Origin of the sequence: Patulibacter americanus DSM 16676 (genome assembly GCF_000420025.1) — a bacterium.
Lineage (GTDB): Bacteria > Actinomycetota > Thermoleophilia > Solirubrobacterales > Solirubrobacteraceae > Patulibacter > Patulibacter americanus.
Genome location: NZ_ATUD01000004.1, coordinates 173484 through 189842 on the forward strand (window position 1 = coordinate 173484; position 16359 = coordinate 189842).

The 16359-nt window shown below is 72.3% G+C and carries 15 protein-coding genes; 11 read left to right on the forward strand and 4 right to left on the reverse strand.

The features are described from left to right. Window positions 1–10: 10 nt before the first annotated feature. Window positions 11–901 carry a nitrilase-related carbon-nitrogen hydrolase gene (locus tag F593_RS23805; RefSeq protein WP_022928466.1) on the forward strand — a complete coding sequence of 297 codons (891 nt, stop codon included), beginning with the start codon at window positions 11–13 and terminating at the stop codon, window positions 899–901. 8 nt (window positions 902–909) lie between these two features. On the opposite strand, the gene F593_RS0109240 is transcribed toward F593_RS23805, so the two are convergent. Continuing rightward, window positions 910–1368, reverse strand: coding sequence for a nuclear transport factor 2 family protein (locus tag F593_RS0109240; protein ID WP_022928467.1), 459 nt, complete (start codon window positions 1366–1368; stop codon window positions 910–912). 92 nt (window positions 1369–1460) lie between these two features. Beyond that, window positions 1461–2543, reverse strand: coding sequence for an aminotransferase class V-fold PLP-dependent enzyme (locus F593_RS0109245; RefSeq protein ID WP_022928468.1), 1083 nt, complete (start codon window positions 2541–2543; stop codon window positions 1461–1463). Window positions 2544–2616: 73 nt separating this feature from the next. Here F593_RS0109245 and thrS point away from each other — a divergent pair, with 73 nt between their 5' ends. Continuing rightward, complete coding sequence (thrS, locus tag F593_RS23810; protein WP_022928469.1) at window positions 2617–4647, forward strand: threonine--tRNA ligase; 2031 nt, start codon at window positions 2617–2619, stop codon at window positions 4645–4647. A gap of 72 nt (window positions 4648–4719) precedes the next feature. On the opposite strand, the gene F593_RS0109255 is transcribed toward thrS, so the two are convergent. Beyond that, complete coding sequence (locus tag F593_RS0109255; RefSeq protein WP_022928470.1) at window positions 4720–5211, reverse strand: low molecular weight protein-tyrosine-phosphatase; 492 nt, start codon at window positions 5209–5211, stop codon at window positions 4720–4722. A 213-nt stretch (window positions 5212–5424) separates the two neighbouring features. Here F593_RS0109255 and infC point away from each other — a divergent pair, with 213 nt between their 5' ends. From infC to argC, 7 genes are all read left to right on the forward strand, one after another. Continuing rightward, a complete protein-coding gene (infC, locus tag F593_RS29245; protein ID WP_022928471.1) occupies window positions 5425–6396 on the forward strand; it encodes a translation initiation factor IF-3 in 972 nt (323 codons plus the stop codon). Between the two features lie 137 nt (window positions 6397–6533). Next, complete coding sequence (gene rpmI / locus F593_RS0109265) at window positions 6534–6731, forward strand: 50S ribosomal protein L35 (protein ID WP_022928472.1); 198 nt, start codon at window positions 6534–6536, stop codon at window positions 6729–6731. Beyond that, entirely contained in the window at window positions 6731–7096 is a 366-nt protein-coding gene (rplT, locus tag F593_RS0109270; protein ID WP_022928473.1) for a 50S ribosomal protein L20, read from the forward strand. Before rpmI ends, rplT begins: the two co-directional genes overlap by 1 nt. A gap of 81 nt (window positions 7097–7177) precedes the next feature. After that, the gene (locus tag F593_RS0109275) at window positions 7178–7924 is read left to right on the forward strand and encodes a TrmH family RNA methyltransferase (protein ID WP_022928474.1); all 747 of its coding nucleotides are present in this window, start codon (window positions 7178–7180) and stop codon (window positions 7922–7924) included. Window positions 7925–8047: 123 nt separating this feature from the next. After that, window positions 8048–9121 carry a phenylalanine--tRNA ligase subunit alpha gene (gene pheS, locus F593_RS0109280; protein WP_022928475.1) on the forward strand — a complete coding sequence of 358 codons (1074 nt, stop codon included), beginning with the start codon at window positions 8048–8050 and terminating at the stop codon, window positions 9119–9121. A 49-nt stretch (window positions 9122–9170) separates the two neighbouring features. Continuing rightward, window positions 9171–11675, forward strand: coding sequence for a phenylalanine--tRNA ligase subunit beta (gene pheT / locus F593_RS0109285; RefSeq protein WP_022928476.1), 2505 nt, complete (start codon window positions 9171–9173; stop codon window positions 11673–11675). Next, window positions 11668–12741: an N-acetyl-gamma-glutamyl-phosphate reductase gene (gene argC / locus F593_RS0109290; protein WP_245540791.1), complete on the forward strand. Its 1074-nt coding sequence runs from the start codon at window positions 11668–11670 to the stop codon at window positions 12739–12741. The genes pheT and argC overlap by 8 nt, the downstream gene beginning before the upstream one ends. A gap of 2 nt (window positions 12742–12743) precedes the next feature. Here argC and F593_RS0109295 read toward each other — a convergent pair whose 3' ends face one another. Then, complete coding sequence (locus tag F593_RS0109295; protein ID WP_022928478.1) at window positions 12744–15005, reverse strand: hypothetical protein; 2262 nt, start codon at window positions 15003–15005, stop codon at window positions 12744–12746. 485 nt (window positions 15006–15490) lie between these two features. Between F593_RS0109295 and F593_RS0109300 the strand changes: the two genes are divergently transcribed. Continuing rightward, window positions 15491–15841 (forward strand): PadR family transcriptional regulator, encoded by a 351-nt coding sequence (locus tag F593_RS0109300; RefSeq protein ID WP_022928479.1) that lies wholly within the window; start codon window positions 15491–15493, stop codon window positions 15839–15841. Then, window positions 15838–16353 carry a hypothetical protein gene (locus F593_RS0109305; RefSeq protein ID WP_022928480.1) on the forward strand — a complete coding sequence of 172 codons (516 nt, stop codon included), beginning with the start codon at window positions 15838–15840 and terminating at the stop codon, window positions 16351–16353. Before F593_RS0109300 ends, F593_RS0109305 begins: the two co-directional genes overlap by 4 nt. Window positions 16354–16359 lie beyond the last annotated feature (6 nt).

The following is a 16359-nucleotide window of genomic DNA, read 5'->3' on the forward strand; positions in this document are numbered from 1 at the left end:
CGGAGAGACGATGACGGACGACGCCCAGACGGCCGCTGAAGAACCGACCGCCGCTGACGCCCCGACGGCCGCCGACCCCGGGACGACGCGCGTCGCCGTCGCCCAGGTCGCGCTGGCCGTCGGCCGGCCGGACGACAATCTCGCGGCCGCCGAGCGGGCGGTCCGCGAGGCGGCCGCGGCCGGCGCCCGGATCGTCGTGCTGCCCGAGCTCGTGCGCAGCGGCTACGTGTTCGCCGACGTGGCGGAGGCCGCGGGTCTGGCGGAGTCCACCGCCGACGGCCCGTCCGTCCGCGCCTGGTCGGCGCTGGCGGCGGAGCTCGACCTCGTCATCGTCGGCGGCCTCTGCGAGCAGGACGCCGCGGGCGTGCTGCGCAACAGCGCCGTCCTCGTGGACCCCTCCGGGCTGCGCGCGGTCTACCGCAAGGCGCACCTGTGGGACCGCGAGTCCGAGGTCTTCGTCCCCGGCGACGACGCACCGCCCGTGGTCGACACCGCGGTCGGCCGGATCGGCCTGCTCGTCTGTTACGACCTCGAGTTCCCGGAGTGGGTGCGCCTCGTCGGCCTCGCGGGGGCCGACCTCATCGCGGCCCCGACGAACTGGCCCGACGCCCCGCGCCCCGCCGGTGAGCGGCCGATGGAGGTCGTCCGCGTGCAGGCCGGCGCGGGCGCGAACCGCGTGTTCGTCGCCGCGGCCGACCGCTGCGGCACCGAGCGCGGCGTCGACTGGGTCGGCGGCAGCGTGATCGTCGACCCCGACGGCTGGCCGCTGGCGGGACCGGCGCAGTCGGGGCGGTCGACGGTCCTCGTGGCGGACTGTCGCCTCGACGACGCCCGCACGAAGGCGATCGGCCCGCGCAACGACGTGCACGCCGACCGCCGGTCCGAGATCTACGGCGGCTGAGGGGCGCCCTACGCCGTCGGCGCGGTGGAGAGGTGCTCGTGGACGGCGAGCCAGCGGCCGTCGTCCTCGCGGCGGAACACGATCGTCTCGCGCTCCGCCGTGGGCGCCTCGGCCCCGGCGAGCGTCGTGCGCACCGCGTGGGTGAGGACCGCGACGCCGGGCGCCACGAGCTGCACGGCGGTGTCGCTCGTCTCGCACCCCTGCACGCGGAACCCGTCGGCCTCCCATGCCGCCCACTCCGCCTCGTACGCGGCGCGGTCGGGCAGCGGCGCGGGCGCGTCGTGGAAGACGAACGTCGCCTCGGGGGCGAAGGCCGCGAAGTAGTCCGCCGTCCGGTGCGCGCCGAACGCGGCCACGAGCGCGGCGGCGGCCTGCAGGACCTCGGCGCGCTGGTCGGCCTCGTCACCGGCCGGCGACGGCGCGGCCGGAGCGGCGGTGGGGTCGACGGCTTCGGGGTTCGTGCTCATGGCGGCACGCTCGCGGACGCGCGTGGCCCGCGCAATGGTGGTGGGGGACGAAGGTGGGGCGCCGGCTCGTGGGCGGCCACCAGGGTCGCCCCCTACCCGAGTGCCCCGAGCAGCCGGTCGAGGTCGCCCTCGTCGTTCCATGCGCCGACCGAGGCGCGCAGCAGGTCGGTCCCCGGCAGGTCGCGCACGACGACGCCGGCCTCGTTCAGCCGGGCGACGGCGGCCTTCGGGTCCGCCTCGCTCCACGACACGAGCGTGGTGCGCCCGCGCGGGGCGACGGTGCGACCGCTCTCGGCCAGGCGGTCGGCGAGCGTGCCCGCCAGCGTCGCGGCACGCTCGAGCACGGCGTCCCAGCCGACGTCCGCCAGCACGTCCATCGCGCGGACCGCGGCGACGGTGACCTCGGCGGAGGTCGCGATCGCGTCGTGGCCGCGGCCGTCGGGCCACGGGCGGGACTGGAGGCCGGCGGAGGGGGTGTCGAGGTTGAGGTACCCGACGGCCCGCGGCTCGACCCGCGACTGCCACTCGGGATGGATCCACAGCGTGCCGGTGCCGATCGGGCCGCAGAGCCACTTCTGCCCCGGGGCGGCGTAGAACGCGCAGCCGAGCGCCTCGACGTCGACGGGCACGGCGCCCAGGCCCTGCGCGCCGTCCAGCAGGACGGGGATCTGCCGGCCGACCTCGGCCAGTCCGGCGGGCGCGAGCGCGCCGTCGGTCCACCGCACGTGGGAGCAGGCGACGAGCTTCGTGTTCGCGTCGACGGCCTCGACGATGTCCTCCAGCGGTGCGGAGCGCACCACCACGCCGTGCTGGCGGACGAGCACGCCGAGCGGCCCCAGCAGACCGGGGTGCTCCTGCTCCGCGATCAGGATCTCGTCGCCGGCCCGCCACGACAGCCCTTGGAGCACGTGGACGATCCCGTCCGTCGTGGCGGTCGTCAGCGCGACGTCCTCCGTCCGGGCGTGCAGCACCTCGGCGTAGCGCGCCCGGCGCTCCTCCTGGGCGGCGAGCATCGTCTCGAAGTGGGGCATCGCGCGCCCCTGGTGCTCGGCGCCGTGCAGCAGCCCCACGGCGGCGGCGCCGGCCGCGCGGGGCAGCGGTCCGCACGTCCCGGCGTTCAGGTAGGCCGTCTCCTGGAAGACGGGGAACTCCGCGCGCAGCAGCTCGTGGTCCATCGCCGCAGCATACGAGCGCCCCGAAGTCGCCCCGCGGCCACGCGGGCTGCGGCCCACCCGTAATCTGGAGGACATGCAGGCGACGCTTCCCGACGGCAAGGTGCTCGAGCTCCCCGACGGGGCGACGGGGGCCGACGCGGCCATGGCCATCGGGGAGGGGCTCGCCCGGGCCGCGCTGGCGATCACGGTGGACGGCGAGCAGCGCGACCTCGACCGGCCGCTGCCCGAGGGAGCGCACATCGGGATCATCACGGAGCGCTCCGACGAGGCGCTCGAGCTGCTGCGCCACGACACGGCCCACGTGCTCGCCGCGGCGATCCTCGACCTCTATCCCGGGACGAAGATCGCGATCGGCCCGCCGATCGAGAACGGCTTCTACTACGACTTCGAGTTCCCGCAGGGCGTCGTCCTCAACGACGGCGACTTCGCGGCGATCGAGGCGAAGATGAAGGAGCACGTCAAGGCCGACGAGCACTTCGTGCGCGAGGACGTCTCCGTCGCCGACGCCCTGGAGCGCTTCAAGGCCGAGGATCAGCCCTACAAGGTGGAGCTGATCGAGGACCTGGTGAAGAACGCCCCGGCCGACGCGCCGGTCGAGACGGTCTCGCTCTACACGAACGGCCCCTTCACGGACCTCTGCCGCGGCCCGCACGGCCCGGGCACGAAGCGGATCGGCGCGTTCAAGCTCCAGTCCCTCGCGGGCGCCTACTGGCGCGGCGACTCCGACCGCCAGCAGCTCGTGCGCATCTACGGCACGGCGTTCTTCAAGAAGAAGGACCTGACGGCGTACCTCGAGCGGCTCGAGCTCGCGCGCCAGCGGGATCACCGCAAGCTGGGCAAGGAGCTCGGGCTCTTCTACTTCTCCGAGGCCGCCCCGGGCTCGACCTTCTGGAGCCCGTCGGGCACGCGCGTCTTCAACGACCTCGTCGGGCTCTCCCGCGAGATGGGCGACGACCGGGGCTACACCGAGGTCAAGACGCCGCAGCTGTTCGACGCCTCCCTGTGGAAGACGTCGGGCCACTGGGACAAGTACCGCGACGACATGTTCCTCACCTCGACGCACGACCCCGAGCACGGGCACGAGGACGGGGAGCCGCACGGGCCGACCATGGGCTTCAAGCCGATGAACTGCCCGGGCCACTACGAGCTCTACCGCCAGACGCGGTGGAGCTGGCGCGACCTGCCCGTGCGCTTCTCCGAGCCGGGCCTGCTGCACCGCAACGAGCTCTCGGGCGCGCTGCACGGCCTCATGCGCGTGCGCCAGTTCTGCCAGGACGACGGTCACCTCTTCGTCATGGAGGAGCAGATCCAGGAGGAGGTGACGAACTGCCTCGCGTTCGCGAAGGACACGTACGACCTCTTCGGGTTCTCGCCGGAGGACTTCACCTACGAGCTGTCGACGCGGCCGGACAACCGCCTGGGCTCCGACGCGATGTGGGACAAGGCGGAGAGCGACCTGCGCGCGGCGCTCGACGCGAACAACCTCCCGTACGTGGTGCACGAGGGCGACGGCGCGTTCTACGGGCCGAAGATCGACATCCAGTTCCGCGACTCGCTCGGCCGCTCCTGGCAGCTCGGCACGGTCCAGATCGACTACCTCGCGCCCGAGCGCTTCAACCTCGTCTACACCGGCGCGGACAACTCGGAGCACCGGCCCGTCGTGCTGCATCGCGCGCTCCTGGGCTCCTACGAGCGCTTCATCGGCATCCTGCTCGAGCACACGGGCGGCGAGCTGCCCTTCTGGCTCCAGCCGGCGCACCTCACGCTGCTGACGGTCTCGGACCGCCACGCGGACGCGGCGCGCGAGATCGCGGCCGAGCTCAAGGCCGCCGGCCTGCGCGTGGTCGTCGACGACCGCACCGAGACCGTCGGCCGCAAGATCCGCGAGACGGAGATCTCGAAGCAGCCGCTGATGGCGGTCATCGGCGACCGCGAGGCCGAGGAGCGCACGCTCACGCTGCGCCACCACGGCGGGCGTGAGGAGGAGGCGGCCCCGGTGAGCGAGGTCGCCGTCCGGCTCGGCGCCGCGGTCAAGGAGCGCACGGCGCTCCAGGGCTCGGCGGGCGACGCCGCACCCGCCGACCCGGCGCCCGCCTCGGCCTGAGCGGCGGGGCGGTCGGCGGCCGCGCCGGACGGTGCGCGGCCGACCACCGGGCCGACCGGGCCGGCGGGCGGTTCAGCGCCGCTCGTCGGCGAGCGCCGGCCGCAGGTCCTCCAGCAGCCCGGCGCACGCCGCCTGGATCTGCTCGAGAACCGCAGCGAAGCCGTCCCCGTCGCCGAGGTACGGGTCGGGCACGTCGAGCTGGCCCGTGCCGACGGCGGCCGGATCGAACTCGCGCAGCAGCCGGACCTTCGCGCCCGCGGCGTCCGTGGGGGCGAGCGCGAGGAGGTCGCGCCGGTTCCTCTCGTCCATCGCGAGCACGAGGTCGGCGTCCTCCAGGTCCTGCGGCGTGACCTGCCGGGCGATGCTCGTGAGCGCGATCCCGCGCCGCGCGGCGGCGGCGACGGCGCGCTCGTCCGGGGGACCGCCGACGTGCCAGTCGCCCGTGCCGACGGAGTCCACCGTGACGCGGTCGGCCAATCCTTCGCGCTCGAGCAGGTCGGCCATGACGCCCTCGGCGGTGGGCGAGCGGCAGATGTTCCCGAGGCAGACGAAGAGCAGACGCACGAGCGCGAGGGTAGGGGAGGCCGCCTGAGCCCCGCTGCACCGCCGTGCCGACCCGGTCGCGCGGCGGGCCCGAAGCGCCGGTGGGCGGGGAACTTCCGCCGGGTGCGGGGAGATCGGCCTGGCGCGCTGGCGCCTCTGCGCTATCATTCGGTCCTTGTTTACTCGCGATGCCTCGCGTGCGCACTCGGTGCGTACCGCGAATAGCAACTCCTAGTGCCGGTTCCGCGTAGGTTTGACCGCCGTCCGCCCGAACGTGACACCACGCGTGTCAACGATCGGATCCGGGTTCCCGAAGTTCGCGTCATCGACGAGAACGGGAACCAGGCGGGCGTGATGCGGACCGACGAAGCCCTCCGCTACGCCCAGTCACGGGACCTCGACCTCGTCGAGGTGGCCGCGACGGCGCGGCCGCCCGTCTGCCGCGTGCTCGACTACTCGAAGTACAAGTACGAGCAGGCGCAGAAGAAGAAGACGGCCAAGAAGCACCAGACGCAGGTCGTCACCCGGGAGATCAAGTTCCGGCCGAAGATCGCGGATCACGACTACGCCACCAAGAAGGGGCACGTGATCCGGTTCCTCAAGGGCAAGGACAAGGTCAAGGTCACGATCATGTTCCGTGGCCGTGAGGTCACGCACCCGGAGCGCGGTCGCGACCTCCTCGAGCGGCTGGTCATCGACCTCGGTGACATCTGCCAGGTCGATCAGCGCCCCTCGCTCGAGGGTCGCAACATGACCATGATGCTCAGCCCGTCCAAGGAGGTCATCAACGGCACCTGGACGCCGACGGAGCCGATCTCCGAGGAGCAGGCCGCCGCCGAGGCGCAGGCCGAGGACGAGGCCGGCATCGTGGTCGGTGGCGACGCCCCGACGAACCCGGACGACACGGACGCCTCCGAGCGCCCGGCCGCGCCCGATTCCGACGAGGACGACGCCCCCGAGGCCGACGCCCCCGAGGCCGACGCCCCCGCGGCCGACGCCGAGGCTGAGGTCGACGCTGACACCCCCGAGGCTGAGGCCGACACGACCGAGGACGCCGACGCGCCCGCGGTCGACGACGCCACAGCTGCCGACGACGCCCCGGAGTCCGACGACGACGTCGCGGCCGAGGTGACGGACGACGACGCCCCGGAGGACGACGCCGAGACGGCGGACGTCCCCGAGACGCAGGACGCTCCGGCGTCCTAGGACCCTCCGGCGGAGCCACCGCGCTCCGCCGGCCCGGCCCCGGCCGACCGCCGATCGCCCTGCACCACGGGGCGTTCGGCTCGCCGGTGCCACCAGTACGCACGTCCACCCGCCTTCTGGCACAATTTCCGATTCGCATGCCCAAGCAGAAGACCCACTCGGGCGCCAAGAAGCGCTTCAAGGCCACCGGATCCGGGAAGATCAAGGCCCGCCACGCGATGTCCTCCCATATTCTCGGGAAGAAGTCGCCGAAGCGTAAGCGCAAGTTCGCCACCGCCGCCATTCTCAGCGAGGCCGACACGGCCCGCGCGAAGCGGCTTCTCGGAGACCGCTGATGACCCGCGTAAAGCGTTCCGTCCACGGCCGCAAGAAGCGGCGCGCAACCCTCGAGCGCTCGAAGGGGTATGTCGGTCGCGCGAACAACACGTACCGGCAGGCCAAGGAGACGCAGCTCAAGGCCGGCGTCTACGCCTACCGCGATCGCCGCAACCGCAAGCGCGACTTCCGTCGCCTGTGGATCACGCGCATCAACGCCGCCGCGCGCCTGAACGACATCACGTACGGCAACCTCATCCACGGCCTGATCCTGGCCGGCGTCGAGGTCGACCGCAAGAGCCTGGCCGACCTGGCCGTGCGCGACGCGGAGGCCTTCACGGCCTTCACCGCCGTCGCCAAGGACGCCATCGCCGCCAAGGCGTAGCGCCCGACCGGCACCGCCGGTCAGCCGTTGTCTTTGAGAGGGCGTCCCACGGGGCGCCCTTTCTCGTTCCCGGAGCGTGTCTTGAGCGTCATCAACTCCCACCAGAACCCGCGGCTGAAGCAGCTCCGCATGCTGCTGGCCAAGAAGCGCGAGCGGCTGCGTAGCGGCCTGTTCGTCGCGGAGGGCGAGGACCTGGTCCTCGCTGCGCACGCCGCCGGCTGGGAGGCGGAGGACGTCCTGATCGCCGCCGGCCCGTCCTACGCGCTCCCGGGGGCCGACGCCCTCGAGGCGCTCGGCGGCACGCAGGTCAACGCCGACCTGCTCGCCGGCGCGTCCTCCCTCGGCTCCGGCACCCGCGCGGTGGGCATCTACCGCCAGCGGTGGGCCGACACGGCGGCCGGGCCGCGCTGCCTGCACCTGCACGGGCTGCGGGACCCGGGCAACGTCGGCACGGCGATCCGCGCCGCCCACGCGCTGGGCGCGTCCTCGGTCTCCATCGGTCCCGACACCGCCGACCCGTTCGGCCCGAAGGCCGTGCGCGCCAGCATGGGATCCATCTTCGCGGTGCCCGTGGTCCGGGTCGCCGGCCCGGAGGAGCTGCCCGGGACGACGGTCGCCCTCGTCCTGCGGGAGGGCGAGGAGCTGCGCGGCGGCACGATCGAGGGCGATGTCACGCTGCTGGTCGGCGCCGAGCGCGAGGGGCTGCCCGACGACGTGGTCGCCGCCTGCGACCGCACCGCGCACCTGCCGATCGCCGGTGCGGAGTCGCTGAACGCCGCGATGGCGGCGACGGTCGCGTTGTACGAGCTGGCGCGCACGACGGCGTAGCGCCGGAGGAGCGCCCCACGGGGGGGAGGGCCGCGGTGTCGGACTCGAACCCCGGGCGGGCGCAGGCGAACCGCCGCCGGGGGAGACCGGGGCGTCGGGGGCGCCTCGATACCCTCCCGCGTGATGCAAGAACGGATCGCCGAGCTCCGCGCCGCGGGGGAAGCCGCCGTGGCCGCGGCCACCACGACGGACCAGCTCGAGGAGCTGCGGGTCCAGCACCTCGGCCGCAAGGCGGAGCTGCCGAACCTGCTGCGCAACGTCTCCGACCTGCCGCCCGCCGAGCGCGGCATCGTGGGCAAGGCGGCCAACCAGGCCCGTCAGGCGCTGCAGGCGGCGATCGACGCCCGTGTCGCGGAGCTGGCCGAGGCCGAGCTCGACGCGAAGCTCGTCGCCGACCGCGTCGACGTCACGCTTCCGGGCAAGCCCGAGCCCGTCGGCGGCCTGCACCTGCTGACGCGCGTGCGGCGCGACATCGAGGACATCTTCCTCGGCCTCGGGTTCGACGTCGTCGAGGGGCCCGAGACCGAGACGGTCCACTACAACTTCGACGCGCTCAACCACGCGGCCAACCACCCCGCGCGTGACCCCGGCGACACGTTCTACCTGGCACCCTCGCCGCGGCTCTCGGGCGACATCCAGCGGCTGCTGCGCACGCACACCTCGCCGATGCAGGTGCGGACGATGGAGGAGCAGGATCCGCCCGTGGCCGTGGTCGTGCCCGGCCGCGTCTACCGGCCCGACTCCGACGCCACGCACACGCCGCAGTTCCACCAGGTCGAGGGCCTGTGGATCGACGTGGACATCACGTTGGCGGACCTCAAGGGCGTCCTGCTGAGCGTCGCGCGCTCGATCTTCGGCGCCGACCGCGACATCCGGCTGCGCCCGCACTTCTTCCCGTTCACCGAGCCGAGCGTCGAGATCGACGTCTCGTGTCACCTCTGCGGCGGCACCGGCCGGCTGCGCAGCGGCGAGCGCTGCCCGCTGTGCAAGGGCACCGGCTGGATCGAGATCCTCGGGTCGGGCATGGTCGACCCCAACGTGCTCTCCGCCGTGGGACGGCCCGAGTACGACCCCGAGCGGGTCCAGGGCTTCGCGTTCGGCATGGGGATCGAGCGGATCGCGATGCTCCGCTACGGCCTCACCGACCTCAGGACCCTGTACGAGAACGACGTCCGACTGCTGGAGCAGTACGCATGAGCGCGTACGGACGACCCCTGAACGACGTCCGACTGCTGGAGCAGTACGCATGAAGGCGCCTCTGAAGTGGCTCGGCGAGTACGTCGACCTCACCGGCCTGGACGCGGCGGAGGTCGCGGCCCGGCTCAACGTCACCGGCACGGAGCTCGACCGGCTGATCCACCACGGCGTCGAGACGCCGGAGACGGTGGTCGTCGGCCGCGTGCTCTCCGCCGAGCAGCACCCCGACGCCGACCGCCTGCGTGTCTGCCAGGTCGACATCGGCGGCGAGGAGCCCAGCCAGATCGTCTGCGGCGCGCCGAACGTCGCGCAGGGCCTGACCGTCGCCGTGGCGACCGTCGGCACCGTCATGCCCGGCGGCATGAAGATCAAGAAGGCCAAGCTCCGCGGCCAGGTCTCCCTGGGGATGATCTGCTCCGCCCGCGAGCTCGGCATCGGCGAGGAGCACGACGGCATCCTGGCGCTGAACGAGGCGCTGCCGGGCGCCGAGGACGTCGCGCCCGGCACGCCCCTGACCTCCGTCCTGGAGCACGCCGACGAGGTCCTCGACCTCGAGATCACCCCGAACCGTCCGGACTGCCTGGGCCTGTACGGGATCGCCCGGGAGGTCGCCGCGGCCACGGGCGCCGAGCTGCGCCCCGCCCCGTGGACGGCCGCGGGGGCCCCTGCGGCCGTCGCTTCGGGGACGTCGGCCCCCGGCCCGGGAGAGGACGCCGACGCGCCCGATCCCGCGGGCGACGCGATCGACGGGTTCGCCGTCGAGGTTCGCACGCCCCTCTGCCCGCGATTCACCGCCCGCCTCTTCGAGGGCGTCACGGTGGGCCCGTCGCCGCTGTGGATGCAGGCCCGGCTGTCCGCCGCCGGCATGCGCCCGATCAACAACGTCGTGGACGTCACGAACTACGTGATGCTCGTGACGGGACAGCCGCTGCACGCGTTCGACGCCGACCGCGTGGCCGGCGGGACCCTCGTCGTCCGCGAGGCCGCCGAGGGCGAGGAGCTCGAGACGCTCGACGGCACCACCCGCGCGCTCCGTGCCGGCGAGCTCGTGATCGACGACGCCGACGGTCCGACGTCGCTGGCCGCCGTCATGGGCGGCGCGCGGTCCGAGGTCCACGAGGGAACGACCCGGGTGCTGCTCGAGGTCGCCTCGTGGGACGGTCCGACGATCCACAGGACCGCGCAGCGGCTCAGCCTGTTCAGCGAGGCCGCGTCCCGCAACGCCAAGGGGCTCGCGCCCGAGCAGGCGTCCTGGGCGCAGGCGCTCGCCACCCGCCTGCTGCGCGAGACCGTCGGCGCGACCCGCGTGGGCGGCACGATCGAGGCCGGCACCTGGGACCCGAACGTCGTGGCCCCGCCGCTGACGGTCCGCGAGGCGCGCGTGGAGCGGCTGCTCGGCGCGGCCGTGAGCCGCCCGCGGCAGACCGAGCTGCTCGAGGCCCTCGGCTTCGTGGTCACCGACGCCGAGCCCGACGCACCCGCGGGCGCCGGCACGCTGCAGGTCATCGTCCCGGCCGAGCGCCGGGCCGACGTGACCCGCGAGGTCGACCTGATCGAGGAGGTCGCGCGCCTCGGCGTGGTGGCCGACCTCGAGCCGACGCTCCCGGCGCGCCGTCGCCCGAGCTCCGCCCGCCTGACGCCGCGCCAGCAGGCCCGCCGCCGCGCCGAGGACGCGCTCGTCGGCCGCGGTCTGCAGGAGGTCGTCGGCTGGTCGTTCACCGACGCCGGCGCCGCCGGGCGCCTCGGCCTGACCGCGGACGACCCGCGCGCCGCCGCGGTCGTGCTGCAGAACCCGCTGAGCGAGGACCAGGCCGTGCTGCGGCCGACCATCCTCGTCTCGCTGCTCGACATCGCCCGCCACAACCGCACGCGCGGGGTGGAGGGTCTGCGGATCTTCGAGACGGGCACCGTCTTCCGCGACGCGCCCGACCCGACGCGCCCCGACATGCCCTTCGAGCACACGGCGATCGCCGCGCTCGTGCAGGACGACGTCTTCGCCGCGAAGGGGCTGCTCGAGGCGCTGTTCTCGGCGCTCCGCATCGAGAACTGGTCCGTCGAGGCGACGGACGAGGTCGCGTTCCTGCACCCCGGCCGGGCCGCGAAGGTGCTCGTCGGCTCGGGCGCTGAGCAGGTGCAGGTCGGCCTGCTGGGCGAGGTCCACCCGCGCGTGGCCGGCACCTGGGACCTGCCGCGCGTGGCGACGTTCCTCGTCGACCTCGACAAGACGCTCCCGCTCGCACCGGAGTCGCGGCCGTTCCGCCCCGTCGGCCAGTTCCCCGACGCCCGGTTCGACCTGGCCGTGCTCGTGCCCGACGACGTCACCGCGGCCCGCACCGTCGCCACGGCCCGCAAGGCCGGCGGCGCGCTGCTCGAGGACGTCGCGGTGTTCGACGCCTACCGCGGCAAGGGCGTGCCCGAGGGCCAGGTCTCCCTGGCGCTGCACGTGCGCCTGCGCGCGGCGGACCGCACGCTGACGGACGAGGAGATCGGCGGCACCCGCGACAAGATCGTCGCGGCGCTGGCCGAGAAGGTGGGTGGGGTGCTCCGTGGCTGACGACGCCGCGGCACCCGTGGCCGGCACGCCCGGCTCCGGCGCCGCCCCGCGGGTCGCCGTCCTCGGCGCGTCCGGGTTCGCCGGCGCGCTGGCGGCGCGGCTGCTGCACCGTCACCCGCACTTCGAGCTCGGGGCGATCACCGCCCGGGCCGAGGCGGGGATGCGGCTGGACGAGCTCTACCCGCACCACCGCGTGCCCGTCGAGCTGACGACGCCGGACGTCGACCGGATCGCCGAGGGCCACGACGTCGCGGTCGTCGCCTACCCGCACGGCGCCTCGAGCGAGGCCGTCGCCGCGCTGCACGCCCGCGGCCTGGTGGTGCTCGACCTCTCCGCCGACTTCCGCCTGACGGATCCCGCGGTCTACCGCGAGTGGTACGGCGACGTCCACGTGGCCCCGGACCTGTTCGGCACCGCCGTGTACGGGCTTCCCGAGATCCACCGCGACGCCCTGCGCGGCGTCCGCGACGGCGGCCGGCTCATCGCCGGCCCGGGCTGCTTCCCGACGGCGTCGATCCTCGCGCTGGCGCCGCTCGCCCGCGCGGGGCTCGTGCAGGACGCGATCCTCGACGCGAAGACCGGCGTCTCGGGTGCCGGGCGCAAGCTCGCGCGGACCACGCACTACGTCGACGTCTCCGAGAACGTGCACGCCTACGGGGTCGCCGGCCACCGCCACCAGCCCGAGATCCGCCAGGAGCTCGTCGCCCAGGGCATGGACACCGGGGTGCAGCCCGTCTTCGTGCCGCACCTCGTGCCCGTCGACCAGGGCGAGCTCGTCTCGGCCTACGTCCGCACGACGCGGCCGGTCGACCCCGACGAGGTCGCCGCGTTGTACCGCGACGCCTACGCGGGCGAACCCTTCGTCGAGCTCACCGGCGCCGAGCCGGGCATGCGCGACGTGCTGGCCAGCAACGTCGCGCGCCTGCGCACCCACGTCGACCCCCGCTCGGGGCACGTCCTCGTCTTCGCGACGATCGACAACCTGTGGAAGGGCACCTCGAGCCAGGCGATCCAGTCGCTCAACGTCGCGTTCGGGCGGCCGGAGGACGAGGGCCTGCTCGTCTGAAGCTAGTCTCGCCGAATCAGGTTCGTGAGCCCGGCCACGACGGCGGTCGTAAGGACCCAGCCCACGATGGCGTACGCGACTGCCCAATAGCGCGTTCCAGCCGTCGGCGCGTAAGAATCCCGCATCCCGAAACTCACGACGGGAATCATTCGGTCCATGGTGTAGATCAAACCCGAAAAAGGTTGGACCGTCGCGCGGGCGGCGATGAACTGGTCCTTATCGAACGCCTGGCCGAACACATAGGCCCCGATGGTGACAAGCACCGCGAGCCAGCCGAGGGTATAGCGAAGCCGATATCCGTAGCCGACGGTGGCGTCGAACAGCACGGGCACCACGCGATGCCACCACGGAAGAAAGCGCCGCCGGTCTCGCTCACGGAACAGCGACACGGTCCTGGCTTCACTCGAATGTCCGGTGCGTCGGAAAGCTGCCGCGACCGCGTCGTACGGCTCAGGCGAGAACCCATCGTTGTCGACGGATCGACGGATCCACGACCGACGCTGCTTCGCGTCCACGGACGTCCCGACAAATCGATTGATGTCGGCTCCTCTCAGTCCTATGGCCATCGGTTCTGTGCCGGAATCGAATAGACCTCGCACGCGCGACGCCGTTAGGTTCAAGCTGCGGATTGCCCCGAGCCCTCGAATGTCGAGTTCTTCACATGCTGTCGAACCTAGGTCGATGATCGACTCAGCGCTGTGGCGTCTCAGTCGCAGGTCGATTGCTCCAGGCGTCTCGCACCCGATCAAGAGCACGTCGCCACGCGTGCTCGTTTGTCTCAGCAGAACGTTCTTGGCTACGTGCGTTCGCTCGGCGAGGAAAGCCACGTCGGCGCTGTGCATCACCGCGCCTGATATGTCGAGCATCCCGTCGATTCGGGCGAACGGGATTCGAACGGTTCCGCTGACGGCCATGCCTTGGCAGAGCAAGTCGCCGCTGATGGTCGTCCCGTCGAACGAGATGGCATAAGGGCCGGCGGCCGGGACCCGCGCATCCCGCAGGGACGTCTGGCCACGGATGCTGGCGCCTGCGACTCGCAACGCCCCGTTCGCAAATAGGGCGTCGAATCGGACGCCGCAATTGATGACGGCATGATCGAGGGCCACCGCCGGACCGCTCTGCACGGTGATGCTGGCGCCGGTGAAAGTACAGACCTTGTCAACGCTGGCGGATATCAGCGAAACGCCCCCGTCGCAACTCAGGTTGCCGAACCAAGCCCCACCGTCGAGCCGCGCGCCATTCGCTGAGAAGGCCACGCCGTTGGGTTGACTGATGCTGGCCCGCGCGAGCCGCAGCGCCCCCGACACGGTCGCCTGGTCCAGGACTACGCCGCCCAGAATCGAGGTATTGCCGGCAAAGACGAGATCTCCGCCGCAGGTGAGGTGGTCCGCCTTGATCGCGACGCCGCCCCCGTGATCTATCCGAGCCGCCGTGAAGTAGGCAGTGCCGTCGATTTGAGAACCCGCTAGGTCGATCGCACCGATGACGCGCACCGCTTCGGACTGCAGATCGTCAAGGACCCGAAGTCGGGTGGCGCGGATCGCAGTGCCAGATGGGCTCTCGAGTGTGGACTTGCGCAGCACCAGATTGCCTTCGACACGACAGCCGGGCAGCCGGAGCTCACCGCGCAGGCGGGACTCTTCTAGGTCCAGCATTTGGCCGAATACTGTCCGGTCGGCGGATAGTGAGTACCCAGCCGAGTTCTCGATCACGGCCCCGATGAAGCTCGCGACGCCCTCGATGCTCGCGCCTAGCATCCGGAATTCGCCCCACGACCTGAACCCGTTCGCGGCCGAGAGGTCTCCGCGGATTACGGCACGGTCGAGCACCGCGGCCGGAGCTGAGGAGGAGTGCGAACCGATGAGCGTCCCGTCAAAGTCGAGGCCTCCGAAGCGAGCCTTGACGGCCAAGAACTGCTCAGCACGACCCCCTGACGCCCACACCACGCCCTCGACCTGCGCATCGTGCAGGGCGACGCAGCCTAGTATCGACTCCGCGAAAGATGGATCGAGCTCGGGGTTGTTCGATTCACGAAAGCGCGTAGGAGCTTCAACAACTGAGCCGTGAAGGTACAAATCACCGCCGACCGCGGCTCCGGACAAGTCGATGTACGAGGTCGCGGTGTTCGTGATGTGGATGCTGTGTTCAACCTTCAGCGACTCGCCCGCGAACCCCGGAAGCCGACAGTGGTCGATGACGAGCGATCTGACCTTGGCGCCCTCGAACGCGAGGGCCGAGTCGAAGGTACAGTCGCTGAACTGCACCGGGACGTCGACAGCATCCCCGTTGAGTGCGAGCCGTCCCGTTACGAAGACGCCAGCCAGGACGAGGCGACGTGGCAGCGCGGCGTCGAGCGGGTCGGGGTCCCCTAGCCGGAGTAGGGCATCCCGAAGGTCAGACGCGGAGACGGGTGGCCCACCAACAATCGGATCCCCGGAACAAATGGCACTTCGTAGTGCGCCGTAAGTGTTGGGTCGACGCTGACTTTCGTTTTCCGATCCCGACTGTCTGCACATGGTCGGTGTATACCAATACATGACCCTGGGTAGCAGGGGAGGCCTGGGGTCGCGCCAGCTCAGTCTCGTGGGGGTCCGATGGATGGTCAGGCGCCGCCGGTCGATCCGGCTCGCACGAGCAGTGTCTGGTCAGCTGCGAGCACTTGCTTCATTGTCTCGAGTTCACCACTAAGCGGCCAATCGGGCAGGACGTCTAGGTTGCGCCACTGACTAGTCAGCGGTACGATCTAGTCATGTCCGGTGACGAGCGATGGCCCGCGGAGTGGATGCGGGCGGTGCTGCTCACGAGCGTGCTGCGCATCGTGGCCGAGGGTGAGACCTACGGTTACTCGGTCGCGCGGCGGCTCGAGGAGGCCGGGCTGGGCACGGTGAAGGGCGGCACGCTCTACCCGCTGCTGGGTCGCCTGCAGGACGACGGCCTGGTGACGGCGAGCTGGCGCGAGGGCGACGGCGGCCCCGGCCGCAAGTTCTTCGTCGCCACGCCGGCGGGCCAGGAGGCGCTGCGCGAGCGCACGGAGCGCTGGCACGCCTTCACCGCCCGGGTGGATGCCCTGCTGCAGACGACGACGGAGGACCCGCGATGACCACGAAGGACGTCAGGACGTACCGGCAGGAGCTGCTGGGGGCGCTGCGCCTGCGGCGCGTCGATGCCGACCGGATCGGCGAGGCGGTGGCGGAGGTCGAGGCCCACGTGGCCGAGACGGGGGAGGACCCGCGCGAGGCGTTCGGTCCGGCCCGCGAGTACGCCCGCCGCTTCCCGTCGCCGCTGGACGACACGCCGCCGGCCCGACGCCGGCTGCTGAACGCCCGCGAGGCGGCGATCGGCGCCGTGGTGGGCCTGCTGGGAGCGATGGGCGCGATGGGGCTCGTCTACGACGAGTCGTTCCTGGGGATCCCGCCCGCGGTCTGCCTGGCGGTCAGCGTCCTCCTGGCGGTCCCCGTCATCGCCGGGTTGGCGCGGCGGGCGGGGACGGCGCGCGACCCGCGTACCGGCGCTCCGATCGGCGGGACCGCGCTGACCACCGGGCTGATCATCGGCGGGGGCTACGTGCTCCTGCTCGCGCTGGTGGCCGGCGTCGCGCTGCTCACCCGTTGAGCGACG